Here is a 25,733-nt window from a genome sequence, read left to right on the forward strand (position 1 = left end):
GATCCGTCCATGAGCCTGAAGACCTGCCTAGGCCGCCTTAGCACAGCTCTCAACCGTACTAAACAACCCGCGACCCTTTTTCAGGTTGTTGTTGAAGAGTTGAGGCAAGTTCTACAGGTCGATCGATGTTTGCTCTGGACCTTGCAAGCCGAAGGCTTAGTTTTGCACTGGGAAGCCCGCTCAGCTGAGGGTTTAGAGTCCTGGCTTGGCCAAACAATTGCCAGGGGCGATTGGCCTGATGCTTGGCAACGGCTCCAGCAAAATCAGGTGTTGAATGGGCGCAACGGGCGCAGCGCTCAAAGCAGGGCGTGGGTACTGCCTGATGTACTTGCTGGACAAAATTTTTTTGGACTTCCTGTTTTCGCTCAAGGGGAGCTAGTCGGGCTATTAGGGTTTTGCCACAGCGAGCCGCTGCAATACGCCCCTAGCCAGCTCACTTTGTTACAGCAGTTGGCTGAACTGACTGGAGTTGTTTTCACCCAGGTTCGGTTAAGCCGTCAAGCAACTGAGGTAACCCTGAAGCTGCAGGAAGACCAGTACCGGCTGCTATTCGAAAACAACCCCTGCCCGACCTGGGTTTACGACACGGAAACCCTCGCTTTTCTGGCCATCAATACTGCTGCAGTTCGCCACTACGGTTACTCTGAGGCAGAATTTCTGTCCATGACCGTTCTGGATATTCGTCCGCCTGAGGAAGTCCCAGCTTTGCTGTCTTTATTGAAAGACGGTAGAGACGGGGACCGATCCACCTGTGATTTCCGACACCGGAAAAAAGACGGCACCCTGATCAATGTCGAAGTATCCTCTCATGCCATTGTCTTTGCAGACAGACCAGCAAGGGTGACTTCAGTTAAGGACGTCACCAAACGCAAGCAAGCAGAGAAAGCATTACAGGCCAGTGAGGCCAGACAATGGGCGCTTCTCAATGCCATTCCAGACCTGATGATCCGGATGACCCGAGATGGTACTTATCTGGACTTCATCCCTGCCAAAGATTTCAAAACGATTATGCCAAGCGGTGGCCTAATAGGCAAAAACATCTGGGAGATTATGCCACCGCTGATCGCCCAGCAACGGATGCAGTATGTAGAGCAGGCGCTGGCAACCGGCAGTAATCAGGTCTATGAATATGAATTGGATATAGATGGCTGTATCACCTGTGAAGAAGCCCGCATTGTCGTCAGCGGTGAAGATGAAGTGCTCGTGATCGTTCGTGACATCACTGAACGCAAACAGACTGAGGCAGCATTGCTGCGGGCTAGGGGAGCAGAAGCGGCTAATCGAGAGCTAGAGCAAGAGATTGCCGAGCGCAGCCGCATTGAGCAGGCACTTCGCGAGAGTGAGGCTCATTATCGCGCCATCGTTGAAGACCAGACCGAACTCATTTGTCGGTCCTTGCAGGATGGTACTCTCACGTTCGTCAATAATGCCTTTTGCCGTTACTTCAACAAGCAGCCTCAGGAACTGATTGGACAAAGCTTTTTCTCGCTGATTGCCGAAGAAGATCAAAAAACGCCCAAACGTCATTTGACTGCCTTCTCACCAACCAATCCAACTGCAATTTATGAGCATTGTGTCGTTTTAGGCGACGGCAGCAGGCGCTGGCAGCAGTGGACCGAGCGAGCCATTTTTGATCATCAAGACCAGGTCGTTGAGATTCAATCAGTCGGGCGCGATATTACTGAATATAAACAAGCAGAAGAGGAGCGCAGGCGCAGCGAAGAACGCTTCCGCATTTCTGTGGAGAGTCTACTCGACTGTTTTGGCATCTACTCGGCTATTCGGGATGAAACAGGTCGCATCGTTGATTTTTGCGTTGAATATGTCAATGCGGCGGCTTGCGAGAACAACCAGATGGCCAAGGAGCAACAACTCGGCAAAGGACTGCTCGAGTTGTTTCCGATTCACCAAGAAATCGGCCTCTTCGATGCCTACTGCCAGGTGGTAGATACAGGACAGCCACTGGTGAAAGATGTGCTGATTTATCGAGATTCCTCGGGCAGCCGTCGCCTTGCCAAAGCTTTTGATACGAACGCTACCAAATTGGGCGATGGGCTCGCCCTGGCTTGGCGTGACACAACCGAACGTAGACAAATCGAAGAAAGGATGCGTCTGCTGCAAAGTGCGGTTGAGCAAAGCTGTGATGCGGTCCTGATTATTGAAGCAGAGCCAATGCAGGAGCCAGGGCCTCGCATTCTGTTCGCCAACCCAGCCTTCACGACTATGACGGGTTACACCCTGGAGGAAACCCTAGGTAGAAGCCCCCGCTTTCTGCAAGGCCCTAATACCGACCCCCAGGAGGTCGCTCGCATCCGCAAGGCTCTGCGCACTTGGCAGCCGATCACTTCCGAGTTGATTAACTACCGCAAGGATGGCAGCGAGTTCTGGGTCGAGCTGAACATTGTGCCGATGGCCGACGAGCGGGGTTGGTACACCCACTGGTTAGCGACCCAGCGTGACATTACCGAGCGCAAACGATCAGAAGCATTGGCACGGGCCAATCGCTCTTTGCAGCAAGCCAACGCTAATCTCAAGCGCTTGGAAAAGCTCAAGTCCGAGATGGTTGCTGCAGTCAGCCACGAAATTCGCATGCCAATTGCGACGGTCTGTACCGCAGTTGCAGCACTGGCAGCGCTGGCACCAGAACTGCCACCCAATGCCCGTGACATGCTGGACCTCTCTAATAGCGAGTCCCGCCGTTTGGTTCGTCTGGTCAATGATCTGCTGGACTTCTCGAAGCTTGACTCTGGCACTTACCGCTGGCGCGAAGAACCGGTTCGCTTGAGCGCTGTCCTGGCTCAAGCCATGCAGTCCACCTGTGCTCTCTATGAGAGCCGAGAGCTGCAACTGTTCAGTTCTATTCCAGAGCTCGATTTGGAGGTTTGGGGCGATGCTGACCGGCTGGTTCAGGTCGTGATCAATCTGCTCGATAACGCAGCCAAGTTTAGTGCAGCCCACAGCTCGGTCTGTCTAGAACTCAGACAGGAGGGCAAGCAAGCTCTAATCTCGGTGCGTGACCAGGGACCTGGCATTGCCTCAGAGCATCGGGAAGCAATCTTCGAGCTGTTCAGCCAGGTCCGACAACCCAATAGCGAACGGCCTCAGGGCATTGGCTTGGGTTTGTATCTCTGCCGTCAGATCGTGCATCACCACGGAGGTCGGATCATTGTTGAGACTCAAATGGGCCAGGGCAGCACTTTTCACATCCAGCTCCCTCTGCTGAAGGCCACGTCTCTGCGACGGACAGGTAAACTGAGAGCAGAAGCCCTTGATGTAGCCCTATGAGTCAAACACTAGAACTGAGTCCTGTTAACGTCGAGCAGGTTTTGGACACCCTGCGCCCATACCTGATGGCCGATGGTGGCAATGTTGAACTGGTCGAAATTGAAGGTCCCATCGTCAAGTTACGCCTTCAGGGAGCTTGCGGCTCTTGCCCCAGCTCTACCTACACCCTCAAGATGGGCATTGAGCGCAAGTTGCGCGAGTCAATTCCTGAAATTGCTGAAGTCGAACAGGTAATGTGAGTTGGCGCCAGAAGCCATTCGACCTCTCAAGCTGAGAGAAACTTTACGAGCCCCCTCCATTTGGAGAGGGCTTTGCCTTTAAAGCCACTCAATGACCTAACTGAAATAACTCTTAAATAAAATCCCCGCCTCTGCCAATAGGAGGTCTCGGAAGCCTAGAGGGACAAAGTTGACAGAGCCTAAACTGCCCCAATGGCCTGCTACTCAAGGCTTCAGAAACTCCGAATGTCCAGCCAGCTTGGATTTGACCTTTTTGTCTTTTGATCCCTTTAAAGCCAATAAGAAACGTAAAAGTTTATGGGTAGCTTTATAAGAGTTAAAAGTCGGAGCAGAGAGCTAGAGCTATATTCAATAGGCTCAAGCTAAGCCTGAAAGCTTCTAGCACCTGTATCTATTGTGAAAAGTTCTTTTCCAGAGCAGGGACCTAGTTGATAATGGCTGCATTGACAAAGCGGGGTACTGGGTGGGCTTTAGCCCCAGGTCTTTGACCCCAACAGCGATCCTCGATCAGCACCTAAGGGAGAACAAACGTGAAATTAGCGGTTTACGGCAAAGGCGGCATTGGCAAGTCCACCACGAGCTGTAACATCTCGGTGGCGCTGGCCCGTCGGGGTAAAAAGGTCCTTCAGATTGGCTGCGACCCCAAGCACGACAGCACGTTTACGCTAACGGGTTATTTGATCCCAACGATTATCGATACCCTGGCTGAAAAGGATTATCACTACGAAAACGTTTGGCCTGAGGATGTCATCCACCCAGGCTATGGCGGCGTGGACTGCGTGGAAGCCGGCGGACCCCCTGCCGGCGCTGGCTGCGGCGGCTACGTCGTGGGTGAAACGGTCAAGTTGCTCAAAGAACTCAACGCTTTTGACGAATACGACGTCATTCTGTTCGATGTGTTGGGTGACGTAGTTTGCGGTGGTTTCGCGGCTCCCCTCAACTACGCTGACTACTGCATGATCGTCACGGACAATGGCTTTGACGCTCTGTTTGCTGCCAACCGCATTGCTGCCTCAGTGCGAGAAAAGGCGCGGACCCACCCCCTACGGCTGGCGGGTCTGATTGGCAACCGCACTTCTAAGCGCGACTTGATCGACAAGTACATCGAAACCGTGCCCATGCCGGTGCTGGAAATCCTGCCCCTGATCGAGGACATCCGCGTTTCTCGCGTTAAGGGCAAGACTCTGTTTGAGATGGCAGAAACCGATCCGTCTCTCAGCTATGTCTGCGATTACTATCTGAATATTGCCGACCAAATCCTAGCGTTGCCAGAAGGCGTCGTTCCTAACGACACCCCAGATCGCGAGCTATTTTCACTGCTGTCAGACTTCTATCTAAATCCTGTCGTTCCTGCCAAGAGGTCAGAAGACGAAGAACTCGACCTGATGATGGTCTAGCCTGTTACCACCGAGACATGGTAGGACACTGATCTTGCGCAAGCATAAAGCGCATTGGCAATCGTTGTTCTTACCGAGGTCTTAGGGTGAACGCAGAGAAGCTCTGTCAGGATGTAAAAGCCAAATGGTTGGCTTACTACCAAGACAACCGTAGCTGGATCACCAAGCTACAAATCTGGTCAACTTATGACGGCCAACGGCGCCCCTCCTCAGGGTTCATTCTTGCAGTCGTTGGATCACTAGAGCCCCACTTAGCACAATCGCTGCCAATTGTGGTCCAGTTCAGCAACAACCCTGACCGAATTGTGTCGGCCCTTGGCCTCAACTTTAATCCTGACGTTGAGCTTCAACGATTAGCGAAGGTTCGGCAGAACGGAACGAGAACAGGAGAAGCAAGGCTATTGCCCAGCCTTGGAGCAGAAGGTAGCCGAGTTGAAGGCCAAACTCTTAAGGAGTTACCCGCCGGTGACCGAGACGCGGTTCCCCACAGTGCCAGTCCTCGAGCAGATGAAGCCTGCCGAGGGGTAACTCGAGGCTCTGCTTAGTTCTTCTTCCATCTGCTGGCTTCGACTCCACTCAGTTCATTCATTGCGTTCGCTGCATTTTTCTGTGCATTTTTCTGTTGGGAGTTTTTTATGACCCTTGCTCAAGAGCCGCAGGCACTGAACTTTGAGTGCGAAACCGGTAACTACCACACCTTCTGTCCGATTAGCTGCGTCGCCTGGCTCTACCAAAAAATTGAAGATAGCTTTTTCCTAGTCATTGGCACCAAGACCTGTGGCTACTTCCTACAAAATGCGATGGGCGTGATGATCTTCGCCGAGCCTCGCTACGCGATGGCGGAACTGGAAGAAGGCGATATTTCAGCACAGCTCAATGACTACGAAGAACTCAAGCGCCTGTGCTTGCAAATTAAACGGGACCGTAATCCCAGCGTGATCGTCTGGATCGGCACCTGCACAACTGAAATCATCAAGATGGACTTGGAGGGCTTAGCCCCCAAACTAGAAGCTGAGCTCAGTATCCCCATCGTTGTCGCGCGGGCTAATGGCCTAGACTATGCCTTCACTCAGGGTGAAGACACGGTTCTGGCAGCGATGGCTATGCGCTGTCCCAGCCAGTCGCCAATGGTAGACGCCGAGAAAAAAGAACGTAACCCGATTGGTGCGCTTCTCAACTTTGGCCGCAAAAAAGAAGACGTGGCTGCCGATGAAGCCGACTACGTTAAGCACCCACCCCTAGTGCTGTTTGGTTCCTTACCCGATCCTGTTGTCACTCAGCTCACGCTGGAGCTCAAGAAGCAGGGCATTAAAGTGTCTGGCTGGTTGCCTGCTAAGCGGTTCACGGAATTGCCTGTGGTTGAAGAGGGCTATTACGTAGCTGGGGTGAACCCCTTCCTCAGCCGCACGGCTGCGGCCCTGATGCGTCGCCGAAAGTGCAAGCTGATCGGTGCCCCATTCCCAATTGGGCCCGATGGCACCCGAGCCTGGGTTGAAAAGATTTGCTCGGTAATGGGCGTGACACCTAAGGGCCTAGACGAGCGTGAAGCCCAGATTTGGCAATCGATGGAAGACTACCTTAAGCTGATTCGGGGCAAGTCAGTCTTCTTTATGGGAGACAACCTGCTTGAGGTCTCGCTGGCTCGTTTCTTAGTCCGCTGCGGTATGCGCGTCCATGAAATCGGCATTCCCTATATGGACAAGCGTTACCAAGCGGCTGAACTGGCTCTGTTGGAGAAGACCTGTCAGGAAATGGGAGTTCCCCTGCCCACGATTGTGGAGAAGCCTGACAACTACAACCAGATTCAGCGGATTAATAACCTGAAGCCGGATCTGGTGATTACTGGCATGGCCCATGCTAACCCCTTGGAAGCGCGGGGCATCAACACTAAGTGGTCTGTGGAATTCACCTTTGCTCAAATTCACGGTTTCACCAACGCCCGTGACATTTTGGAATTGGTGACTCGCCCACTGCGTCGCAATAACAGCCTCAAAGATTTGGGTTGGGACAAGCTAGTCCGCGAGGAAGCAGCCAAGGTCTAAGCAGATCTGATCTTCTGATTTGATGTTGTTCAATTAATATGAACCCTACCCCAACTGTCAATGGACAAGTGGGGTAGGGTTTTTTATAGAAGTATGCCAAGTGAGTTTTGAAGCTTTAAATCAGCGCAACTGATTAAGAAGACTGATTTCACCAAAGCCTACTGCTTGAGTCCCTCATTAGGTAGCCAAATTTCGAAGTGAGTCTCGCCATCGTTGCTGCTGGCTGTAATCTGACCGCCCATCAGGTTTAGCAGTTGTTGAACCAGAGCTAGCCCCAGGCCAGTGCCCTGAATTCCTTGGTGGACTGCCTGCTTGGAACGGTAGAACTTATCGAAAATTGCGTCTATCTCATGGGCTCCAATTCCAGGACCACATTGATAAACTGTACCCGGGTTGCTAATCGCTCCTGTATCACTTGAATACGAATCCAGCCGTTAGCCGGCGTGTATTTATAGGCGTTATTGAGCAACTCGCTGAGGATTCGTGTCAGACTCATACGATCCCCCTGAATCAGTAACAGCGGGGGCTCAAAGTGAAGGGTTAGCTCAAGGCTCTTCTGCTCCAAACCTGGCCGCCAAAGCTCTGCCCGTGACAGGATCAGTTGCTGTAGGTCAACAGGTTCTTGCTCAAGAATCTGCATCTCAGACTCTAGTCGTTGAATGTCTAGCAAATCGTTGACCAGTTCAATTTCCTGGTGACATTGCTGCTCCAAAATATCGAGATAAGCTCTGATTTTAGAACTGGTGGCAAGCTGATCTGATAGCAGCGGTTCAAGTGTGACTTTCAGCATTCGGACTGCTAAGTCAATGCTGGCTAGAGGAGTCCGCAATTCGTGGCTGACCGTACTGATAAAGGCGTCTTTGAGTAAACTAGCCTCATGCAGTTCTTCATTTTGCTGCCGCAGCTGTTGGGTATGTTCTGCAACTTGGCTCTCCAGATATCTTTGGCGCTCACAGCCCTGTTCATAGAGTTCAGCCTGCCGCAGCGCAACCGCTAGTTGGTCAGCAATAACTTGAGCGAACTCCACCTCCTCCTCAAGCCAAATACGGGAGCCCGTACACTGATGAAAGATCAGCAATCCCCACAGATGGTCTTGTTGCAGGATCGGCACGATCAGCTTCGCTTGGACGGAGAGCGTCCGCAAAAACAGAATATGGCACTCACTCAACAGAGCTGCATCAACGGAGGGAGTTATGCTGATCCGCCCCTGAGCATAGAGTTGCCGGTAGTGCTCAGGGATATGCTCTGCTCCAAGATGCAGCCCGCGCAGCGCCTTGAATGACGACACCACAGCCTCAGCTACACACAGCCCACTGCCGTCCGGTAAAAACTGATACACCAAAACCCGGTCACTACTCATTGAGCGCTGCAGCTCACCCACAGCGGTATCCAGGGTTTCCTGCACATTTAGGCTGGCACGGATGCGACGAACAATGTGGTACATCAGACTTTGCCGCTGAGCTTGAAGCTTGAGCTGCTGCTCAATTTGCTTGCGCTCTATCAAGGCTTGAACGGCGTCAGCTGGACTGGTCCAGCTGGCCGCCTCGGGCTTCAGTCTCATCATCGCCATCAACCTGTTGGGAGGGAACTGCGTTAGTTAAAGGGTGAACTCTCGGCTGGGTAATCCTTCTAGCCAAAGAGATCACAGCTCACAGCCGTGCAAGACTTTGAGGACTTAAACACTCGCGGCCTACACAGAGCTATGTAACATATGCTACATTCGCCGCAAGGATATTCACCTTTTCTTAACCATTGTTCATGGCGGGCTATATTTGACCCCTAAACAACGGAGAGGCTTTGGCTAGGAGCTTAACCTGGCCGTAGTTGCCTTTGTTCGCGTAGGTGGTCCCGCAATTCTTCAATCTGCTCTAGGTTAGAGCTGGGATTGTCATCAGGAGAGCGCTCAAAATAGCTAAGTTTGACTTCTTCAAGTAGGTCTGTGAGCAGAGACTCAATCTGTCGTAGCGTACGACTTCCCTGTAGTTCTGAGCGCAAAACACTAGCTGTTCGCTGTCCCAGTTGGTTTAAGAGCTCTGCACCGGTGGAGTCTTTTAAGGCAGAGGCCAAGGTAGCTTGGGTTGTCTGGGATAGGCTAGCCACAATTTGTCCTGCAACCTGTGCCGGGACTTCGCGGAAACCAGGTAAGTTTTGTAGGCCTTGATAAAGTGGCAATTGCTGCAAGACAGCTTCAAGGTTATAGCGTAGTAAAGCTTCTAACTCAGGTTGAATTTTAGGCAGTACCTGATTTACTAGAGTCTCGACTATATGAGTAGTAATGACTGCGAGATTATCAACTCCGTCGATGTCGATGTATTGATGCTCACTGGGTTGCAGTAACCAACGAGAAACCTCCCCTCGCTTAATTGCAGTTTGGGTCTGGCTGATGATTTGTACGACCACCAACTCGGTGATCTCTGTAGCCATGCCAGTCGCTAAGCTATGACTGATTTGCATCCAAACTGGATCTAGATTGAGAAGTCTAGCCTGGTGCAACCGAATTGTCACCGGAAGCACGCGCAGCCAGCGAAATACAGGTAACAACAAAGGCAGGTCATACCAACGCCAAAGCACGGCCTGAAACCAGGATAAATGGCGGTGGCGACGGCTGAGATAGAAGGTTCGAACCAAAAACTCCAGACCGAAGATGCCAATAAAAATTAAATCAATGCGCCAAAACTGGTCTACAGGCTCACCGTTCTCGCCTGTAGCACGCCAATAATTAGTCTGAACTAAGGGCCGAATCCGATCGTTAAAGAAGGCTATTTCTTGCGGCCAGCGATCGCGAGTTAGGTGTTCTTGGCTCCAGAAGATATTGAACGATTGAGTCGAGGAGTCATTGCCGATATGCTCCCGAACTCGCCGCTTAATCTTTTCGAGAGTACCTGTTTTGTTGGCCACTTCAAACGGATTTTCTTGGATCATGGTCGCACTTTGCTCACGCAGATTAGCAAGCAAACTCTCAACTTGGGGAGCCTGTGGACCTGCTTGTGCTAACTCACGCTCTAGCTGAGCTACCGTTGCCAGATATCTCTGCGTGTCTCGATGCGGTTCGATGCCCTTTAGGGGGTCATAGCGCTGCGTCAGAGCAGGTAGATTGTGTAGATAGACATCTCGCCAGGGAATATAACTCAGGTCAAATGCGACCCAGCCCAGATCGATTAGAGCAATCAGAGCCATACACTTTTCAAACCACTTGCCCCCGCGCGATGCTTTGCGGACAGTAGTTGTTTGGGCTGGAACGTTCATACTCTTGAGGGGCAATATCCCTCAAGAGTATGGAAGACCCTTACCCAATGCGCAATCTCCATGCAGCTAGACTTAACGGCCTAGGCTTTGCCAGAACCCGATCGACGCTCGACTGTTGGCTCTGGTGCTTCGGGGAATAAAGGCTCCAGCATGAGATCGCCCAAACTGCTCTGCTCCAAGTGAGCCGCTGGTGGCAGTCCAGCTTCTGCTGCTGCGGCTAGAGCTGGAACCTCGGCTTGGCTTTGAGCTTCATCCTTGGGTAACCAAGTCAGAAAGGGTAAGGGCAACAACGTGCTGAGATTGGTAATCACAACCAGCAGCCAGAGCCGATCAAAGTTGCTCTCACTGATCCCTAACCAGTTCATCAGTAGGGCACCGGACTCGTAGGAGAGCAGTCCTGCCAAATTGGTCACCGACATCAGCAGCGCGAAGAGTGTTGCCTCAATGCCCGGTGGGCACAGCCGAGCGGCTAGAACCATGACCGGCATGTAAGCGACCTGTCCCATGACGGTCAGAACCAAGCTGTCGCCGATGCTGAACCAATGATCGTCGATGCCCAACATTCGGTTGGTATGGGTGACCAGCAGAAGCATGGTCATGCCCAGAACCGCAGACAGCAGCGTTGACCAGAAAAAGATCACCCGAACCGGTACAGGTCTTAGGAATCGCTGAAAGATCCAAACTCCGGTCAGGGAAGCCACGCTGGTAACCAAGCGCACCCGCCCCAGAAACTCGGGCTGGAATCCCAAGTCGTTGGTTGTGAAAAAGAAAAACGCTGAATCAGCAGTTGGCGTTGCTAGCCACAGAAATACGAAGGCTGTCGGTAGCCAAATCGCTTTCTGGGTCATGGCCTGACGCAACTGCTTCACCTGAGTAAAGGCTGCTGCCCAGCTAGGCGCCTCTGTGACTCGTGATTCGGAAATCAAGCCAGCCACTGCTGAGACAATCAGCGGAAACGCCGCCGTAATCGCAAACACGGTATGGGTGCTGAAGTGCTGCAACAGCGAGCCACTGAAGTAAGCCGTGAGAATTCCACCCACGGCGGAAGCGCCCCAGCACAAGGACTGAAGTGCGCCTGCCTCTCGGCTCGACTCAATCCGAGCTCGTTCTACTACCAGTGAGTCCACGATCACATCGGCCATAGCGATCGAAAACGAACTGAGACCAATGACCAGTGTTGCTGCCCAAGCAGTGTGCACGACGGTTGCTAGGCATAGCCAAGCCAGGGCTCCCAGCACACCGGATAACACCAGATAGGGACGCCGCCGATAGCCCAGCACTGGCAAGCCATCGGAAAGAAAGCCGAATACTGGCTTGATCACCCAGGGCAGAGCAGCGATTCCCATTAGGGCAGAAACCTGAGCTGGACCTAAGCCCAGTTCATCTTTGAGAAAGAAGCTAACGGCCAGACGAGCCAAGCCCAGAACACCCTGTACAAAGTAGACCAGCAGAATGGCAACCAGTTCAGGTGTGGGTTCATGACCCAAGAAAACTTTTTGAGTCAGGAACGATTTGAACTTAGCGGGACTGGAAGGGAAAACGAGCATTGATAATTCTTAACAAATATCAACCCTCCTATGATACCCCCTAGCCTCTTGCTACCATCATGCGAAAATTCAGGCATCAGTGACCTTGCATATTAAGCCTTGCCGATTCATCAGCCCCAGCTAATCAAAATCAGTTAAGCAGCTCCGTTAGTCGGACCCAATCGACTTTCCACCCCCAGACAGAGTGGTAAGAAGCAAGCTTATTACTAGGATTGCGATCGATCCGAATTGCAATTTTTGGTTGAGTTTATGGCAGCTTCATCACCTCTCCACGGCACAGACCTAGTTGATTGTGCGAGGGCAAATGCGCGAGAGGGAATCGAGGTTGCTGCTAATCTTTGCGGTTACGGTCAGGACCTGACAACATTCAGCCAGGAGCTGAAGCAAGCTTGCCAGGACATGGGGATACAGATTGACGAACTCAGTGATTTGATGGCCGATCAGCAGCAATCAGGGCTCAGCCAAGGCATTGATGCTGGCTTAGATTTGCCACTTAATCCTTAATTTTTCGCTAGCTCGCTGAGCAGGTTTACAAGGGCTCAGGCTATTAAAAATCTGGGTCTATTTTTGGCTTCTCAAGCTTTAGATTCTCAAGTGGATTTTTAAGTTTTGTCAGTCTTGTTGCCAAAAGCTCGGAAATGCTTTGGCTACTGCTTTGACTATTGACGGGGTTGAGTGCATACAGTTGTGCAGTGAGTGTGGTAAAGCAGACCACACTCACTTATCCCTCAATAGCTGTCATGGAGCTTCTCACCGACCTTCTGATTCCTGGCGTCTCCCTGCTAGAAAAGATAGGACGAACTATCTTGGTTTACTTTTTTCTGCTGGTTGCTCTGCGCTTAGCTGGCAAACGAGAACTAGGACAAATCACAGGGTTTGACCTGGTCGTGCTGCTGATGCTTTCAAACACAGTGCAGAACGCCATCATCGGTGACGACAACTCTGTATCAGGAGGCGCAATTGGTGCCGCAACCCTTCTGGTCTGCAATTATTTAGTGGTACAGATTGCCTACCGTTATCCGGTGGTGAGCCGATAGGTAGAAGGTACTCTCACGACCTTAGTCAGCAATGGTCAGGTCATCCTAGAGCACTTGACAGCCGAGGTGATTACACAAGCCGAACTCAGAGCAAGCCTACGACGTCAGGGTTTCGAAGATTTGTCGGAGATTAAAGTTGCTATTTTGGAGACCAGCGGCAGTCTTACGGTAGAGCCTCAGCGTCCCAGCCAAGATGAACTACGGACTCAAGCCATTGTTGAGCAGCTGGCCCGTATTGAAACTGGTCTGAGTGCAATATCTCAGCAGCTCCGAGGAGGACAATAACCCTTGGCTAGCTTGAGCAAGCGTGAGATAGAATTGTTAAAGCTTCGTTACCAGGCTTGACACTGGTAGCCCTATTTTTTCCTATCCCTGGCTTCTATGACCCTCCCGATTCGCAACGTCGCGATCATTGCTCACGTTGACCACGGCAAGACCACCCTGGTCGATGCCCTACTCAGGCAGTCTGGCACGTTTCGGGAAGGCGAAGAAGTCCCAGACTGTGTCATGGACTCCAACGATATCGAGCGGGAACGCGGCATCACAATCTTGTCTAAGAACACTGCCGTTCGCTACAAAGAGACCCTGATCAATATCGTCGACACGCCAGGACACGCTGACTTCGGTGGTGAAGTCGAACGAGTTCTGGGGATGGTTGAAGGTTGTCTCCTGATCGTTGATGCCAACGAAGGTCCTATGCCCCAAACTCGCTTCGTGCTTAAGAAGGCACTGGAGAAGGGGCTGCGACCCATTGTTCTCGTCAACAAGATTGATCGTCCTCAAGCTGACCCCCACCGTGCGATTGACAAGGTGCTGGATCTGTTCCTGGAATTGGGTGCAGATGACGATCAGTGCGAGTTCCCCTACCTATTTGCCTCTGGCCTCCAGGGTTACGCCAAGGAAACCCTCGAAGAAGAAGGCGCAGACATGAAGCCGCTCTTCGATGCTTTCCTGCGGCATGTACCACCGCCAGTTGGCGATCCAGAGAAGCCTCTGCAACTGCAAGTCACTACCCTGGACTACTCCGAATACTTAGGTCGGATTGTGATCGGTAAAATTCACAATGGACGGATTAAGGCAGGTCAGCAAGCAGCCCTAGTCAAAGATGATGGCAACATCATCAAGGCCAAAGTTGCTAAGCTTCAGGGTTTTGATGGCCTCAAGCGGATCGATTTGGAAGAGGCCACTGCAGGCAACATTGTGGCAGTCGCCGGTTTTGCAGATGCCAACATCGGCGAAACCATTACTTCCCCCGACAATCCCCAGGCTCTGCCCCTGATCCACGTTGATGAGCCGACCCTGCAGATGACCTTCTCGGTCAATGACTCCCCCTTCGCCGGCCAAGAGGGCACCTACGTCACCTCACGTCAGTTGCGTGACCGCCTATTCCGCGAACTGGAGACTAACGTTGCTTTGCGTGTGGATGAAACCGATTCGCCCGACCGCTTCGCAGTGGCTGGACGGGGTGAACTGCACTTGGGCATCCTGATCGAAACCATGCGACGTGAAGGCTACGAGTTCCAGGTATCACAGCCGCAGGTAATCTACCGGGAAGTGAATGGACAGCCTTGTGAGCCTTACGAGTGCCTGGTGATGGACGTGCCAACTGATACGGCGGGAGCTTGTATCGAGAAGCTGGGCCAGCGCAAATCTGAGATGCAAGACATGATGCCAGGTGGCAACAACCGCACTCAGTTGGAGTTCGTAATTCCAGCTCGGGGTCTAGTGGGTTTCCGAGGGGAGTTCATGCGCCTAACCCGTGGGGAAGGCATCATGAACCACAGCTTCCTGGACTACCGGCCCCTGGCAGGTGAAGTCGAGACTCGCCGGAATGGTGTGTTGATCTCCTTCGAAGAGGGCACTTCTACCTTCTACGCCATGAAGAACGCTGAGGACCGGGGGGCCTTCTTCATTAGCCCTGGGACTCGCGTCTACAAGGGCATGATTTTAGGCGAGCACAACCGGCCCCAGGATCTGGAACTCAACGTCTGCAAGACCAAGCAATTGACCAACCACCGTGCTTCTGGTGGCGAAGAACTAGTGCAATTGCAGACTCCGATCGATATGAACCTGGAGCGAGCCCTAGAGTACATCAGCGCTGACGAACTGGTAGAAGTGACGCCGAAGTCAGTCCGTCTCCGCAAGCTGTCGAAGAAGTTGGTGAAGCGCTAGTACGTGTCGGTGCGCTAGATCCAACCCACTTTTAATTAATAAACGGGTACCGACTGGTACCCGTTTGTTTTTTGATCGTGCTCTACGTTGGTCCTAAAGACTAATTTTACCTAATCTTAATCTGGCCTTATCCTATCTTAATTTGAACTTAATCAAGTGCGTCTTAACCTATTTTTAAATCGAGCGCCGGATAGCCGTCTTTAACAAGGGTTCGTTGTTATCTCCATGATCTCTGTTTCCCCTAGAAAAATCACTCAATTTCTAGTCTATGTAGTGGCAGGTTTAACCTTCGCCAATATCGCTGCACAATTTTGCAAATACTTTTTGGGCCGTCCCTATTTGTTTGGTCTGGTGCCATTGTTTGATACTGATATTGAAGCCAGTATTCCTACCTGGTATTCTTCCGTGGCATTGCTGTTTTGTGCCCTTCTTTTGGCCCTCATTACCCTGATCAGAAAACAGATAAATGACCGCTTTGTGTTGCACTGGGGAATTCTGTCCTTTATCTTTTTGTATTTGTCTTGCGATGAGGCTTTGAGCATTCACGAAAAGGCGATCAGACCCCTACGTTCTGCGCTCAATACCAGTGGTTTGCTTTACCAGGCGTGGGTTATTCCTGGTATCGCTTTTGTGCTGCTGGTGTTGTTGGTGTATCTGAAATTTCTTGCCGCTTTGCCCCCCAAGACTTTGCGCTTGTTCTTGATCTCAGGGGCGATCTATTTGGCTGGCGCGCTTGGTATGGAGTTGGTGGGGGGCTACTACTCAGAACTCCACGGCGAAGAGAATATCGCTTATGCCATGATCACGACCCTCGAAGAGTGCTTGGAGATGCTAGGCATTGTTGCATTCATCTATACGCTGCTCTCTTACATTAGCGTTCAGGTTGAAGGCTTTCAGCTTGACAATAGCCTCACCGTCCAAGACCAGGCTCAAAACCAGAATCCTAGCTTGCTGAACTAGAGGTTCTTCAGGGAACTGCCATTCCCTTTTGCACGGCTGGCCGTTGTTGCACAGCCTCGACCCAGCGTTTGAGATTGGGATGCTCGTCGAGGGTCAAACCCTGAGACTCATAGATTGCTACCCAGGGGTAAGTTGCAACATCGGCGATTGAATAATCGCCACAGATGAATTCGTGGTCTTTGAGCTGGCGGTCGAGCACTCCGTAAAGACGTAGGGTTTCTTTGGTATAGCGCTCAATCGCGTAGGGAATTTGCTCTGGCGCAAAGCGCTTAAAGTGATTGAGTTGGCCAAACATAGGTCCTACGCCGCCCATCTGAAACATCAGCCATTGCACAACGGTGTAGCGGGCCTTAGGTTCGGTCGGTAATAACTGCCCGGTTGTCTCTGCGAGATAGATCAGAATTGCACCGGACTCAAATACGGTGATGTCTGTGTCTCGGTCCACGATGGCTGGAATCTTGCTATTGGGATTAATGGCAACAAACTCAGGCTTAGATTGATCACCCTTAGTGATGTCAATGCGGTGGGCGGTATAAGGCAACCCCACCTCTTCCAACATGATTGAGGCTTTGCGTCCGTTTGGCGTGGTGAAGGTATAAAGATCGATCATGCGCTGCCCTCTAGAGTTCACTAGGAGTTCACTTCCAGGTTACTGAATTTAGGCAAAAGCGCTGATTTCACTACTGGTCTCAACGGGGATAACCGGAACAATGCTAGGATAAATCAGCTTTTCTGATGCGCAACAGGGGCGGCACTGGGCAGAGTGTCACTCCGAATCCAGAGCACTTATGACGAACCGAGGCAAACTAACCGAAGCGATTGCAACCTACAAAAAGGTTGCTCAGTCCAATCCCAATTCTGTTGAAGCTTATTTGCGCTTAGGCAATTCCCTGGAAATTCAGGGCAATCTGGGCGAAGCGATCCGAGCGTACAATCGAGCCCTGCAACTCAATCCGAAGCTAGGCGAAGCTCACATAAAGCTAGGCAATGTTCTAGAAGAGCAGGGCAACCTGGCGGATGCAGTTAAGGCTTACAAGAGAGCCATTAAGTGCAAACCCAATGATGTGATTGCCCTGACTGTTTTAGGTCACGCACTGCGCAAGCAAGGCAACTTGACTGCTGCGGTGGAAGCCTATAAACGAGCGACCAAAATCGATGCCAAGCAGGTTGATGCCTTTGTGGGTATGGGAACCGCACTCATCGAACTGGGTAGCATGGCCAAGGCAGTGAAAGCCTTTAAAGCAGCAGTTCAGCTCAACCCCAACGATGCCGAATCCTATCTGAATCTGGGCGTTGCCTTAGAAGATCAGGGTGAATTAGTTGAGGCGATTGCGGTGTACGAACGGGCGATTCAACTCGACCCCAACAACATCGATGCTTACAACAATTTAGGCATTGCTTTAGAGACTCAGGGCAACTTTTCTAGAGCAATTACCACCTTTAATAAGGCGCTCCAACTCAGCCCAGATGATGCTGAGGTGTACTACAACCTGGCATTAGCATTCTATAACCAGGGCAATCTGACTCAGGCGATTGCCACCCTCAACAAAGTGGTTCAACTGAACCCGTTGGATGCAGAAGCTTATGCTCAGTTGGGCGTGGCTCTGAACAAGCAGGGCAATCCGACTGAGGCCACGGCTGCGCTTAACCGAGCGGTTCATATTAAGCCGGATAGCGCGGAGATCTACTGGAAGCTCGGCACGGTCTTGAACCAGCAGGGCCAAAAGCCTGAAGCCTTGGCTGCTCTTAAGAAGGCCAGAGAACTTTACCGCGCCGAGGGTGAACTAGACACAGTCGATGAACTCGACCAGCTGATGCAACGGCTGCCGGCTAGTTGGGGCTGAGCCAAACGGTCTGAGCCGGGAAAACTGTCTTGCCCAGGAAAACTGTCCTAGCCAGGAAAGCGGCGTTCGCGAACATCATCGCTAAAGCGCTTAACGGCGTCGGTCATGGTTTCGCGCAGGTTGGCGTAAGCCCTGGCGAAGGGGGGACGCCACTCCGATAGGCCCAGCAGGTCGTGGGTGACTAATACCTGGCCATCGCAGTGAGGACCGGCACCGATGCCGATGGTGGGAATGGCGAGGGTCCGCGAGATCTGCTGGGCCAGTTCTGGGGGCATGTGTTCCAGGACAATAGAAAAGGCACCAGCTTCCTCTAGGGCTTTGGCTTCATTGAGCAGGCGCGATTGCGACTCGGCATCGGTGCCCTGTTTGCGATAGCCGCCGACCTGATTTACGGACTGAGGTGTAAGCCCGATGTGGCCCATGACCGGGACGCCCATTTGCACCAAGTAGCGAACGGTTTGCACGATCTCGGTGTGTCCGCCTTCTAGCTTGACGGCTTGTGCTTCGGCTTCTTTGAGAGCACGTCCGGCGGAGTGCATGGCCTGTTGGGGGCTTTCCTGGTAACTGAGGAAGGGGAGATCGACGACCAGGAAGGCTTGAGTTACGGCCCGACGTACGGCTTTGGCATGGTGGAGGATCTCATCCAAGGTGATCGGCAGGGTTGAGGTGTAGCCGAGGGCGACCATTGCCAGACTGTCGCCAACCAGCAGCAAATCGACGCCACACTGGTCGAGCACTTGAGCAGAGGAGAACTCCCAAGCGGTGAGGGCAACGATCGGTTTCCCTTGCTGCTTGCAGCGCTCGAAATGGTGGATGTTGATAGGCATAGCGAGCTCCTACTGCACTCCTTTCATCCTCCCACGGGTCTGTGGTCCTGGAATGTTCTCAATGGTTCTAGCTGAGGGGGCTAGGGCTGAGGGCGGGTCTGGTATGGCCTCTGGCTAGGGATTGCGCAGGGCGTCTCGGACTAGTCGTTCGCGTAGGTCATAGAGAGGGATGGGCAGGGAGTTGGTGACCGGGGGTTGGCTGCGCCGGACGTATTCGCTGGCGGCCAGGATGTCGAGCAGATGGGTGGCTTCAGGTTCGCGCAGGCCGGTTCTGAGGATGAGCAGGGACAGGGGGGCGTGGGCTTTGAGGCTGCGGGCATCGGTGTAGTTGGCGATCACCAGCAGGAGCAGTTTGGTTTGGGACGAGAGATTTAGCTCACGGGTGATGTGGTCCCAGAGCTGGACACGGATGCGGGAAGACATGGGTTTGTTTTGGATAGTGGTTTGATGGGGCTTGGGGCAGGTTGCGCAGTTATGCGCCCTTACGGTGTGGGTTGAGTCTCTTGGCGCAGTTGCCAATGGCACAGCTGCCAATGGCAACTGCGCCAGAGGTGTCGCCAGTGGTTGAGGATAGGTTCGGGATAGATGAAGCGTTGGAGTTCCGCTTTGAGGACTTGGGCGAACCAGGGCAAGACGCGTAGGTCGGCGCAGGCTTGGATGGTTTGGCTGATGCGCTCGCTCTATTGGGCGAAGGCGCGATAGCTGATGGATTGGCCACCGCGATCTTTGCGGTGGATGAAGAGTTAGTGGGGCCAGTGTTCGATGCGGCAGATCTGGTATTCGGGAATGTTTAGAAAGCGGACAATTTGCGCAAGCGAAATGTTGAGCTGCGGCTGAAGAACATGCGTCAGGTGCATGGCGAACTCTGCTAAAAGATGGCAAGTTTTTTTGAAGAGGGCAGCTTAGAAAACCGCCCCCGACTCTTTAGAATCCGCGCCTTTTCAGCTGCCCGAGCCATCAGAGATGGAGAGGCGTTGCAGTGTAAACTACCGTGAGCCTCTGGGCTGGTTCGTTCAGCTTAGGGGTTAGCCGCCTGGGAGTTGTCCAGTAGCTCCCAAGCGGTGCTTCATCGACCGAGCTGATTCAAGACATTGCACCTACTTAAAGTTTTGCGCAAGCGGTTTTCGTTGGTTTGGTAACTAGGGTTGCTTAGGGTCTGTTGAATCGAGCTTGAATCTGGAAATCTACGCTGCGGTTTCAAATAACTTCTGCCCCTGTTCCACTGCTTCTAAAAGGCTTTCGTTCTGGGTTGTTTGGTAGAGGTGGGTGAGCTTTTGAAGCGTAATTCTTACCCTGTATTCGTTATCAAATACAGCAAAGAGTGCCAATGCCTTCAGCAAATACAATTCGATCTGCCCGGTAGGGGTGCGGTCTTTGCACCCGAGAAACCTCAACTGCCCGCCATTGTTGATGTGACCCTCACTCAGGGCACGGAGACCGTGCCCCTACAGCCCGATTTGTCTGGTAGGGGTGCGATCTCCGCACCCGAGAAGCCTCAACTGCTCGTCATTAAGCCTAAATTCCTCATTAATGAGCCTCCGAGCTTCATTCAGGAACCTTAGAACCTCAGTAAAGAGCCTCCGAGCTTCATTCACGAACCTTAAAACCTTATTAATGAACCTCTGAGCTTCATTCACGAGGATCAGAACCTCATTAAAGAGACTTGAAGCTTCATTAATGAGCCTCAGAACCTCTCTAGTGAACCTCAAAGCCTCATTCACGAGGATCAAAGCCTCATTAATGAGTGTCAGGACCTCATTTACAAGGGTTGAAGCCTCTCGCACGAGGATCCCCGGTGATTTCAATCGCCCGGCTCATCTCATCAACCTGTCACTAGAACCACCCTGGTAGACTATGAAGCGGCCAAAGGCCACCCAACCCTAACCCCGCAACATGGCACAGGTATGGCAGACCTCAACCGCCAAGATCTGGTTCGTAACATGGTTGATCAGGTTGATGGGCTGAGCCACTCCCTTGCCTCAGCTAGCCTCGATGCCCTGATCACCACTCTGACAGATGCCCTCAGCCAGCACAAAAGCGTAACCTTAAGCGGCTTTGGCACTTTTAGGGTGCGCTACCGACGGCCCCGTTCCGGCATTCATCCTCGGACCCGTGAGCCCCTGACCATTCCAGGTGCTTACGTCCCTGCGTTTGTCCCCGGACCCACGCTCTGTCAACGACTCCAATCCTCCAATCCTCAACCCCTGCCTTCTGATCCCCTATGAGCCTGATACTGACCTTTTTGGGAAAAGGCGGCGTTGGCCGCACCACCATCGCGATTGCTGCTGCTAAAGCGCTCAGTGCGCAGGGCAAACGCGTACTACTGGCCCATCAACAAGCCGGTCCAGGGCTCAGCTTGCTTTTAGGGCAGCCAGTCAGCGCTCAAATCCAAGAAATCAGCCCCAACTTCAAAGCGATCCAGCTCCAGGGCACCGTCCTGTTAGAGCAGAGCTGGGAAGAAGTCAAAAAACTCGAAGCCCAGTACCTGCGCACGCCTTTCTTCAAAGAAGTCTACGGGCAGGAACTGGGCATCCTGCCTGGCATGGACAGCGCCCTGGCGCTCAATGCTCTGCGCGAATACGACGCCACCGGCCAGTACGATGTCATTCTCTATGACGGCCCTGGTGACAACGTCAGCCTGCGCATGCTGGGAACTCCAGAGATTCTGAGCTGGTATATCCGTCGCTTCCGCAAGCTATTCACCGACTCCGACTTTGGCCGCAACCTGATGCCGGTGATCCAACTCGCCAGCACCACCGTGCTCAACGTCAACTGGCCCGGCGACGGCATCGACAAGCAGACCAACCAAGTCAACAACATGCTGGAGAACGGACGACAGGCCGTTTCAGACCCCAGTCGCATGGCCGCTTACTTGGTCACCAGCACCGACGCCGCCAGCATCGCCACCGCCCAGTACCTCTGGGGCAGCGCTCAACAAATCGGCCTAACCGTGGGTGGTACCCTACTCAATCGATCTGAGGACAGCGGCAGCCTGGGCGATGCCTTCAATCCGCTCACGGCTTACGCCCTGCCCAACATCGAACCCGGCAACTGGCAACCCCTGGTTGATGCCCTGCCCGACCTGACCCAAACCGCCAGTGCCCCCAAGCCGGTCACAATCAACCTGGCCCAAAAAACCGTTAGCCTCTTTCTGCCAGGCTTCGACAAAAAGCAAGTCAAGCTCACCCAGTCTGGGCCAGAAGTCACGATTGATGCAGGCGATCAGCGCCGCAACCTGTTTCTGCCTCCCGAACTGAGTGGTAGAAAGGCTACAGGCGCCAAATTCCACGAAGGACACCTGATCGTCTCCTTCGGCTAACGCCTGCTGTATTGATGCTTTTAGATGGGTCGCCCGGGATTCGAACCCGGAACAAATCGGTTAAAAGCCGAGTACTCTACCGTTGAGTTAGCGACCCTCGTTTGCCAGAGAGCAAAGCTCTCAAGCCTTAATCAGGTTAACACGTTGCCTTGCACATCGTTCAAGGTCGCCAGAGATAATCAGCCACCGATTGAGACACAGGCTGGGGCAAATCCGGTACCGCCCCAACACTGAGCAAAACGCTACGCTGCCGCACATCAGGCAGACGCCGAGCCACCCGTGAGGGAATGCCAAACCCATAGGCAATGTGGCTGCTACCAGCCAGCACCACTACCAGACCTTGGGGCTGTGCCCGCACGGTGTCTGCAACTGTCTCAGCCATCGTCTCATCCCACAAAATTTGAGCTGTGAGAAAGTTGGTGAACGCTGCACTCCGACGGGTATTGGGTGCGTGCGCCTCAAAGCTCCTTTGCAGCCAGGCTCGATAGGGGCCATCCCTGTCCACCTGGATTTCACGCGGTAGCTGACCCCGCAACTCGGGAGAAACTGCTGCCAAGCCCTGTCGAGCTACCATCCGGGTCAGTTCTATAGGCGCGTTGAGCGCAATCAGGGGCAGGTTATGCTGACGTGCAAACTCCAGAATCGGCACAATCAGCTGCCAATCGAAGCCCCAGCGCTGGTCGTATTCGCTCAGCTGCCGCAGTTGCTCTAGCGTGATTTCTCCCCGTCGGTAGCGATCAAGCTGCGGCTGAAACGGACGCTGAAACATCTCTAGGCCAATCGCCAACCGAGGCTGACGCTGGTACAGTTGCTCCAGAATTTCTAGCTGCGCCCGGTGGTCTTCGACGCTGTCATGGGTTTCACCCAGATAAACCACTTGGGCCTTAGCCAGATCTGTGATCACTTGCTCAGCACTCTGGCCCTGTCGCTCGGGCAACCTCAAAGGCTCAGCCATCGCTACCAAGCTGGGGAGCCACAAGCCACTGCAAAGCAGAAGAGTCAACAGCCAGCGCATCAGGTCGCCTTGAAACGGGGACGCAGGATACCCGGAGCTGCTACGGGAGCCATCGGCAAGGGCACAGCCTCCTGCACAGGGAGAACGGTATAAGCGCCTGCCCAAGTCGCTAGTAACTGGTCCGCCAAGGCCACCGGCTCAGTAGCGTAGCGCAGCCGCCAAGACACAGGCACATCGGTCCAACCGTTATAGGCACCAGAAAGGCCACCGCACAGGCTAGCCAGAATTGACGCCGGATTGCCGCAGCGCACAGCTCGTCGGATTGATAGAGAGAAATCGTCTGGCGTGCTCAAGAAGCAGTAGAAGGCCAGGGCAATGATCGCTGCCGGATCCTGATGCAGGGGAAGCCGCAAACGAGCCGTTTCTAGATCTGCGCCCGCTTCCAGTAGAGCTTGAGCATCTTGTAAGCGTGCACTCAGTGGGGCCGCCTCGTCTTGCAGATACTCCAGCGTCCGAGGCAGCAACCGTTCGGGTTCTAGCTCGTTGCGAAGCGCAATCGCAATTGCGTGGGCAATGGCCAAAGCGCCATACCAAGCATCCAGCGTGTTGTGAGTCAGCACAACTGTCTGGTAGACCTTCTCGCGCAGCACAGCCAGGTTTTCGTGAAAAAACAGGGCGACCGGCACGATCCGCGCCAGCCCTGGTAGGGCGCGAGCCGTGGTACCTGTCCCACTAGCCTGATGCCAGGGAATCCCCGCCCTCAAACGGCTAATCGCTGCTGTGGTCGCTTCATCCAGCAAGGTCTCGGCAATCGCTGGTTCCCCAGGGCGGGGTACATTTCCACTCAGACTCGGCGCACTTTGACGCCAATGCACCAGTTGCTCACCTAAATCTTGTGGATCTACGTCGCCCTTGCGGATCAAACTCGCAGCGTAAATCTGCGCCAGTTGCTGACTTTGCAGCACGATCTCCCGCTGCGAGCTAGAGACAGTACGTCTCGGGCTCAAAGGTTGCTGATATTCGGCCAGAACCCCATAGGCTTCGCCAACCAAAGCTCCGCAAAAGGCGCCACGGAAGCGGTTGCGCAGGGAAGATTTCATGATGACCAGGCTGACGTTATAGAAGCTTAGCCGAAATCCCTAGGTCTGGCGGCTGTGCCTGTGGGTGGAATCGGCCCTCTGAGACAGCAGGGATCAGCTACACCGCTTAGGAGTCTAAGCGCGATGGCCTGTGATCGAGATGACAACTTCGCCGTGACAGCTGTCACCAGGCCAACGCCGTTCGCCCTGCATACTGACTAGAAGAAACAGGTTTTAACGACGTTATTAGGAGGCTCCATGAGTATTCAGCAGCTTGTCATGCAGGCCCTATCCGCTCGCCAGCTCTCTAGCTTGGCTGAATGGCGGATTAGCCAATTACTGAGCAATCGTCAGCACACACCCGCTGATCTCAATGCTCTGAACCGTCTGATGGACGCTCTTGAATGCGGCGAAGTGACAGTGACCTACTCCGAGCAAATCGCCAGCTAAAGCTAGTCTAGAGCAGCCCCGTTCGGCTCAAATCTGAGCAACGGATTTGGCTAAAGCTTTGACCGAGACCTTAACTAGAAGCGCTGACTGAAGTATTGGTATCCAATGACTTCAATCCACTACTCCAAACGCAGATCAGCTCCCCGTGAGTCTTGTGGAATGAAGACTCGATCTGTGGGTAAGGGTGCGATGGGTTCGCTCAGTAGAAATTCCCCAGCTTCGATCCAGCTTTTGAGCGTTTCAGCTACAGCTCGGGAGAGTGGGATGCTAGCCAGGGGAGCGGTGCGTACGGCGCGACCATCAATCGTAATTCTTCCAGACTTGAGTTGAGCATAGCTAACCAGGCCGAAGGTAGGCCGAACTCGTCTGGGAATTGAGAAGTCCATTACGGGAGCAACCAGGTCTTGATCCTGGACCGCTGCTTGAGCAACGACCGTTTCATCGAGCACGGGCAACGGTAGTCCTACGCCTAGCATCAGCGAAGGGCCATAGCCTCGAAAATAGCAACCCCGAACCCACTCGCTACTCATTTGGCGCGCGTCACCAATTAGCGCCACAGTTGCAGCAGGCCCGATTGGTGTGCGGTTAGGCAACCGCTTCTGGAGCGGGAAATGTTGAGTTCCTTCCCAGGCGATGTAGCCGATGCCACCTCCTAAAAAGATGCGACTGCCTACACCCACTGCACGCAGATCTGGATCATTGAGCAGCGGCGACAAAGCACCAGGATTGGCGTAGACAGCATTGCCTAAACGAGGTTGCAGTGGCCCCAGATAGGTGTAGAGCGGGCGATCACCTCCATTCACGCCCACAATAAAGTTTTGGTACAGATTGCGTGGGTTAAACAGATAAAACTGGTTGATCGTGTCGCGGTTGATGGTGGTCTCAAAACTGCCACGGGGATAGCAATCTGTGGGCTGAGCAATGGCGCGTAGGTTAACCGATTTACCTGCAATCAAGTCCGCAATGACATGTCCACCGCCGCGACGGGGGCTGCCTTCCTCCGCCTCGGCTTCCTGAGCGGCCCCTAAGTACAAATCCACTGCCCCGAAGCCTGTGTAGGCTAAAACGCCATCCAGCCAACAACTACGGATTTTGATCGGGGGGTCCGTTTGGCCGAGGTTCAGAATAGCGCCGGAGGACTCCATCGGCTCGAAGGTGCCTGTGGTGATTACATCGACTTCACGCGCGGTCTGCGCAGTTCCCACCTCCGCCACCCGTGCTTTCAGTTCTTCGACCGTCAGCACTCGGGCCTTGCGCTGTTGAATTTTTTCGTTAATTTCTGCAATTGTTGCCATGAGAAACAGCGTAGCGCCTGATTCGCCAAACCCTAGCCA

Annotated in this window: 25 protein-coding genes, 1 tRNA gene and 1 pseudogene; 15 read left to right on the forward strand and 12 right to left on the reverse strand. The window is 53.2% G+C overall.

The features are described 5' to 3' along the window. The first annotated feature begins 9 nt into the window (after nucleotides 1-9). From H6F94_RS17855 to H6F94_RS17875, 5 genes are all read left to right on the forward strand, one after another. Nucleotides 10-3,285 (forward strand): PAS domain S-box protein, encoded by a 3,276-nt coding sequence (locus H6F94_RS17855; RefSeq protein WP_190803586.1) that lies wholly within the window; start codon nucleotides 10-12, stop codon nucleotides 3,283-3,285. Next, nucleotides 3,282-3,524, forward strand: coding sequence for a NifU family protein (locus tag H6F94_RS17860; protein WP_190803587.1), 243 nt, complete (start codon nucleotides 3,282-3,284; stop codon nucleotides 3,522-3,524). Before H6F94_RS17855 ends, H6F94_RS17860 begins: the two co-directional genes overlap by 4 nt. Nucleotides 3,525-4,054: 530 nt before the next feature. Continuing rightward, complete coding sequence (bchL, locus tag H6F94_RS17865; RefSeq protein ID WP_190803588.1) at nucleotides 4,055-4,921, forward strand: ferredoxin:protochlorophyllide reductase (ATP-dependent) iron-sulfur ATP-binding protein; 867 nt, start codon at nucleotides 4,055-4,057, stop codon at nucleotides 4,919-4,921. Between the two features lie 86 nt (nucleotides 4,922-5,007). After that, complete coding sequence (locus tag H6F94_RS17870; RefSeq protein ID WP_190803589.1) at nucleotides 5,008-5,466, forward strand: DUF5331 domain-containing protein; 459 nt, start codon at nucleotides 5,008-5,010, stop codon at nucleotides 5,464-5,466. Nucleotides 5,467-5,556: 90 nt separating this feature from the next. Further along, nucleotides 5,557-6,963 (forward strand): ferredoxin:protochlorophyllide reductase (ATP-dependent) subunit N, encoded by a 1,407-nt coding sequence (locus tag H6F94_RS17875; RefSeq protein ID WP_190803590.1) that lies wholly within the window; start codon nucleotides 5,557-5,559, stop codon nucleotides 6,961-6,963. A 158-nt stretch (nucleotides 6,964-7,121) separates the two neighbouring features. On the opposite strand, the gene H6F94_RS33605 is transcribed toward H6F94_RS17875, so the two are convergent. From H6F94_RS33605 to H6F94_RS17895, 4 genes are all read right to left on the reverse strand, one after another. Continuing rightward, nucleotides 7,122-7,394 (reverse strand): sensor histidine kinase, encoded by a 273-nt coding sequence (locus H6F94_RS33605; RefSeq protein ID WP_190803942.1) that lies wholly within the window; start codon nucleotides 7,392-7,394, stop codon nucleotides 7,122-7,124. Beyond that, complete coding sequence (locus H6F94_RS17885) at nucleotides 7,307-8,527, reverse strand: GAF domain-containing sensor histidine kinase (protein ID WP_190803591.1); 1,221 nt, start codon at nucleotides 8,525-8,527, stop codon at nucleotides 7,307-7,309. The genes H6F94_RS33605 and H6F94_RS17885 overlap by 88 nt, the downstream gene beginning before the upstream one ends. Before the next feature lie 245 nt (nucleotides 8,528-8,772). Then, entirely contained in the window at nucleotides 8,773-10,209 is a 1,437-nt protein-coding gene (locus tag H6F94_RS17890) for a hypothetical protein (RefSeq protein ID WP_190803592.1), read from the reverse strand. Between the two features lie 80 nt (nucleotides 10,210-10,289). Then, nucleotides 10,290-11,756, reverse strand: coding sequence for a folate/biopterin family MFS transporter (locus H6F94_RS17895; RefSeq protein ID WP_190803593.1), 1,467 nt, complete (start codon nucleotides 11,754-11,756; stop codon nucleotides 10,290-10,292). Between the two features lie 249 nt (nucleotides 11,757-12,005). Between H6F94_RS17895 and H6F94_RS17900 the strand changes: the two genes are divergently transcribed. The 5 genes and pseudogenes from H6F94_RS17900 to H6F94_RS17920 all read left to right on the forward strand — a co-directional run bounded on the left by H6F94_RS17900 (nucleotide 12,006) and on the right by H6F94_RS17920 (nucleotide 15,925). Continuing rightward, nucleotides 12,006-12,260, forward strand: a complete 255-nt coding sequence (locus H6F94_RS17900; RefSeq protein ID WP_190803594.1) for a hypothetical protein — start codon at nucleotides 12,006-12,008, stop codon at nucleotides 12,258-12,260. A 236-nt stretch (nucleotides 12,261-12,496) separates the two neighbouring features. Further along, nucleotides 12,497-12,793 (forward strand): DUF421 domain-containing protein, encoded by a 297-nt coding sequence (locus tag H6F94_RS17905; protein ID WP_190803595.1) that lies wholly within the window; start codon nucleotides 12,497-12,499, stop codon nucleotides 12,791-12,793. Nucleotides 12,794-12,805: 12 nt separating this feature from the next. After that, nucleotides 12,806-13,078 (forward strand): annotated as a pseudogene (locus tag H6F94_RS17910) (YetF domain-containing protein); the annotation flags it as partial. A gap of 96 nt (nucleotides 13,079-13,174) precedes the next feature. After that, complete coding sequence (gene typA, locus H6F94_RS17915; RefSeq protein WP_190803596.1) at nucleotides 13,175-14,965, forward strand: translational GTPase TypA; 1,791 nt, start codon at nucleotides 13,175-13,177, stop codon at nucleotides 14,963-14,965. A gap of 225 nt (nucleotides 14,966-15,190) precedes the next feature. Beyond that, nucleotides 15,191-15,925: a DUF8692 domain-containing protein gene (locus tag H6F94_RS17920; RefSeq protein ID WP_190803597.1), complete on the forward strand. Its 735-nt coding sequence runs from the start codon at nucleotides 15,191-15,193 to the stop codon at nucleotides 15,923-15,925. 7 nt (nucleotides 15,926-15,932) lie between these two features. Here the strand turns inward: H6F94_RS17920 and H6F94_RS17925 are convergent, their stop codons facing one another. Next, complete coding sequence (locus H6F94_RS17925) at nucleotides 15,933-16,556, reverse strand: glutathione S-transferase N-terminal domain-containing protein (RefSeq protein ID WP_313949323.1); 624 nt, start codon at nucleotides 16,554-16,556, stop codon at nucleotides 15,933-15,935. Nucleotides 16,557-16,713: 157 nt separating this feature from the next. On the opposite strand from H6F94_RS17925, the gene H6F94_RS17930 reads away from it, so the two are divergent. After that, nucleotides 16,714-17,769, forward strand: coding sequence for a tetratricopeptide repeat protein (locus tag H6F94_RS17930; protein ID WP_190803598.1), 1,056 nt, complete (start codon nucleotides 16,714-16,716; stop codon nucleotides 17,767-17,769). Nucleotides 17,770-17,816: 47 nt separating this feature from the next. Here the strand turns inward: H6F94_RS17930 and panB are convergent, their stop codons facing one another. Both panB and H6F94_RS17940 read right to left on the reverse strand, forming a co-directional pair. Beyond that, the gene (panB, locus tag H6F94_RS17935) at nucleotides 17,817-18,596 is read right to left on the reverse strand and encodes a 3-methyl-2-oxobutanoate hydroxymethyltransferase (RefSeq protein ID WP_190803599.1); all 780 of its coding nucleotides are present in this window, start codon (nucleotides 18,594-18,596) and stop codon (nucleotides 17,817-17,819) included. A 114-nt stretch (nucleotides 18,597-18,710) separates the two neighbouring features. Then, a complete protein-coding gene (locus tag H6F94_RS17940; protein WP_190803600.1) occupies nucleotides 18,711-19,019 on the reverse strand; it encodes a hypothetical protein in 309 nt (102 codons plus the stop codon). 95 nt (nucleotides 19,020-19,114) lie between these two features. Here H6F94_RS17940 and H6F94_RS33020 point away from each other — a divergent pair, with 95 nt between their 5' ends. Beyond that, a complete protein-coding gene (locus H6F94_RS33020; RefSeq protein ID WP_277878117.1) occupies nucleotides 19,115-19,237 on the forward strand; it encodes a hypothetical protein in 123 nt (40 codons plus the stop codon). Nucleotides 19,238-20,041: 804 nt separating this feature from the next. Here the strand turns inward: H6F94_RS33020 and H6F94_RS17945 are convergent. Further along, a complete protein-coding gene (locus H6F94_RS17945) occupies nucleotides 20,042-20,401 on the reverse strand; it encodes a hypothetical protein (protein WP_190803601.1) in 360 nt (119 codons plus the stop codon). A 99-nt stretch (nucleotides 20,402-20,500) separates the two neighbouring features. Here H6F94_RS17945 and H6F94_RS17950 point away from each other — a divergent pair, with 99 nt between their 5' ends. After that, on the forward strand, nucleotides 20,501-20,821 hold the full coding sequence (locus H6F94_RS17950) for an HU family DNA-binding protein (RefSeq protein WP_190803602.1): 321 nt from the start codon (nucleotides 20,501-20,503) through the stop codon (nucleotides 20,819-20,821). Continuing rightward, on the forward strand, nucleotides 20,818-21,915 hold the full coding sequence (locus H6F94_RS17955) for a Get3/ArsA fold putative tail anchor-mediating ATPase NosAFP (protein WP_190803603.1): 1,098 nt from the start codon (nucleotides 20,818-20,820) through the stop codon (nucleotides 21,913-21,915). The genes H6F94_RS17950 and H6F94_RS17955 overlap by 4 nt, the downstream gene beginning before the upstream one ends. Nucleotides 21,916-21,940: 25 nt before the next feature. Here H6F94_RS17955 and H6F94_RS17960 read toward each other — a convergent pair. The 3 genes from H6F94_RS17960 to H6F94_RS17970 form a co-directional block, all read right to left on the reverse strand. Continuing rightward, nucleotides 21,941-22,012 (reverse strand) — tRNA-Lys (locus tag H6F94_RS17960). A gap of 63 nt (nucleotides 22,013-22,075) precedes the next feature. After that, on the reverse strand, nucleotides 22,076-22,930 hold the full coding sequence (locus H6F94_RS17965) for a ChaN family lipoprotein (RefSeq protein ID WP_190803604.1): 855 nt from the start codon (nucleotides 22,928-22,930) through the stop codon (nucleotides 22,076-22,078). Continuing rightward, nucleotides 22,930-23,970: an ADP-ribosylglycohydrolase family protein gene (locus H6F94_RS17970; RefSeq protein ID WP_190803605.1), complete on the reverse strand. Its 1,041-nt coding sequence runs from the start codon at nucleotides 23,968-23,970 to the stop codon at nucleotides 22,930-22,932. The genes H6F94_RS17965 and H6F94_RS17970 overlap by 1 nt, the downstream gene beginning before the upstream one ends. 237 nt (nucleotides 23,971-24,207) lie before the next feature. On the opposite strand from H6F94_RS17970, the gene H6F94_RS17975 reads away from it, so the two are divergent. Then, nucleotides 24,208-24,399 carry a hypothetical protein gene (locus H6F94_RS17975; protein WP_190803606.1) on the forward strand — a complete coding sequence of 64 codons (192 nt, stop codon included), beginning with the start codon at nucleotides 24,208-24,210 and terminating at the stop codon, nucleotides 24,397-24,399. Nucleotides 24,400-24,518: 119 nt separating this feature from the next. On the opposite strand, the gene H6F94_RS17980 is transcribed toward H6F94_RS17975, so the two are convergent. Further along, the gene (locus H6F94_RS17980) at nucleotides 24,519-25,694 is read right to left on the reverse strand and encodes a homocysteine biosynthesis protein (protein WP_190803607.1); all 1,176 of its coding nucleotides are present in this window, start codon (nucleotides 25,692-25,694) and stop codon (nucleotides 24,519-24,521) included. Nucleotides 25,695-25,733: the final 39 nt, after the last annotated feature.

It is taken from the genome of Leptolyngbya sp. FACHB-261, from assembly GCF_014696065.1.
Lineage (GTDB): Bacteria > Cyanobacteriota > Cyanobacteriia > FACHB-261 > FACHB-261 > FACHB-261.

Excerpts from the sequence above, each read along its gene's own strand:
- H6F94_RS17885 (WP_190803591.1), bottom strand. The coding sequence starts at position 8,527 with ATGATGAGACTGAAGCCCGAGGCGGCCAGCTGGACCAGTCCAGCTGAC.
- H6F94_RS17920 (WP_190803597.1), top strand. The coding sequence starts at position 15,191 with ATGATCTCTGTTTCCCCTAGAAAAATCACTCAATTTCTAGTCTATGTA.
- H6F94_RS17875 (WP_190803590.1), top strand. The coding sequence starts at position 5,557 with ATGACCCTTGCTCAAGAGCCGCAGGCACTGAACTTTGAGTGCGAAACC.
- H6F94_RS17965 (WP_190803604.1), bottom strand. The coding sequence starts at position 22,930 with ATGCGCTGGCTGTTGACTCTTCTGCTTTGCAGTGGCTTGTGGCTCCCC.
- H6F94_RS17905 (WP_190803595.1), top strand. The coding sequence starts at position 12,497 with ATGGAGCTTCTCACCGACCTTCTGATTCCTGGCGTCTCCCTGCTAGAA.
- H6F94_RS17940 (WP_190803600.1), bottom strand. The coding sequence starts at position 19,019 with ATGTCTTCCCGCATCCGTGTCCAGCTCTGGGACCACATCACCCGTGAG.
- H6F94_RS17855 (WP_190803586.1), top strand. The coding sequence starts at position 10 with ATGAGCCTGAAGACCTGCCTAGGCCGCCTTAGCACAGCTCTCAACCGT.
- H6F94_RS17975 (WP_190803606.1), top strand. The coding sequence starts at position 24,208 with ATGAGTATTCAGCAGCTTGTCATGCAGGCCCTATCCGCTCGCCAGCTC.
- H6F94_RS17950 (WP_190803602.1), top strand. The coding sequence starts at position 20,501 with ATGGCAGACCTCAACCGCCAAGATCTGGTTCGTAACATGGTTGATCAG.
- H6F94_RS17930 (WP_190803598.1), top strand. The coding sequence starts at position 16,714 with ATGACGAACCGAGGCAAACTAACCGAAGCGATTGCAACCTACAAAAAG.
- H6F94_RS17980 (WP_190803607.1), bottom strand. The coding sequence starts at position 25,694 with ATGGCAACAATTGCAGAAATTAACGAAAAAATTCAACAGCGCAAGGCC.
- H6F94_RS17900 (WP_190803594.1), top strand. The coding sequence starts at position 12,006 with ATGGCAGCTTCATCACCTCTCCACGGCACAGACCTAGTTGATTGTGCG.
- H6F94_RS17895 (WP_190803593.1), bottom strand. The coding sequence starts at position 11,756 with ATGCTCGTTTTCCCTTCCAGTCCCGCTAAGTTCAAATCGTTCCTGACT.
- typA (WP_190803596.1), top strand. The coding sequence starts at position 13,175 with ATGACCCTCCCGATTCGCAACGTCGCGATCATTGCTCACGTTGACCAC.
- H6F94_RS17970 (WP_190803605.1), bottom strand. The coding sequence starts at position 23,970 with ATGAAATCTTCCCTGCGCAACCGCTTCCGTGGCGCCTTTTGCGGAGCT.
- H6F94_RS17860 (WP_190803587.1), top strand. The coding sequence starts at position 3,282 with ATGAGTCAAACACTAGAACTGAGTCCTGTTAACGTCGAGCAGGTTTTG.
- H6F94_RS17955 (WP_190803603.1), top strand. The coding sequence starts at position 20,818 with ATGAGCCTGATACTGACCTTTTTGGGAAAAGGCGGCGTTGGCCGCACC.
- panB (WP_190803599.1), bottom strand. The coding sequence starts at position 18,596 with ATGCCTATCAACATCCACCATTTCGAGCGCTGCAAGCAGCAAGGGAAA.
- H6F94_RS17890 (WP_190803592.1), bottom strand. The coding sequence starts at position 10,209 with ATGAACGTTCCAGCCCAAACAACTACTGTCCGCAAAGCATCGCGCGGG.
- H6F94_RS33020 (WP_277878117.1), top strand. The coding sequence starts at position 19,115 with ATGGCACAGCTGCCAATGGCAACTGCGCCAGAGGTGTCGCCAGTGGTT.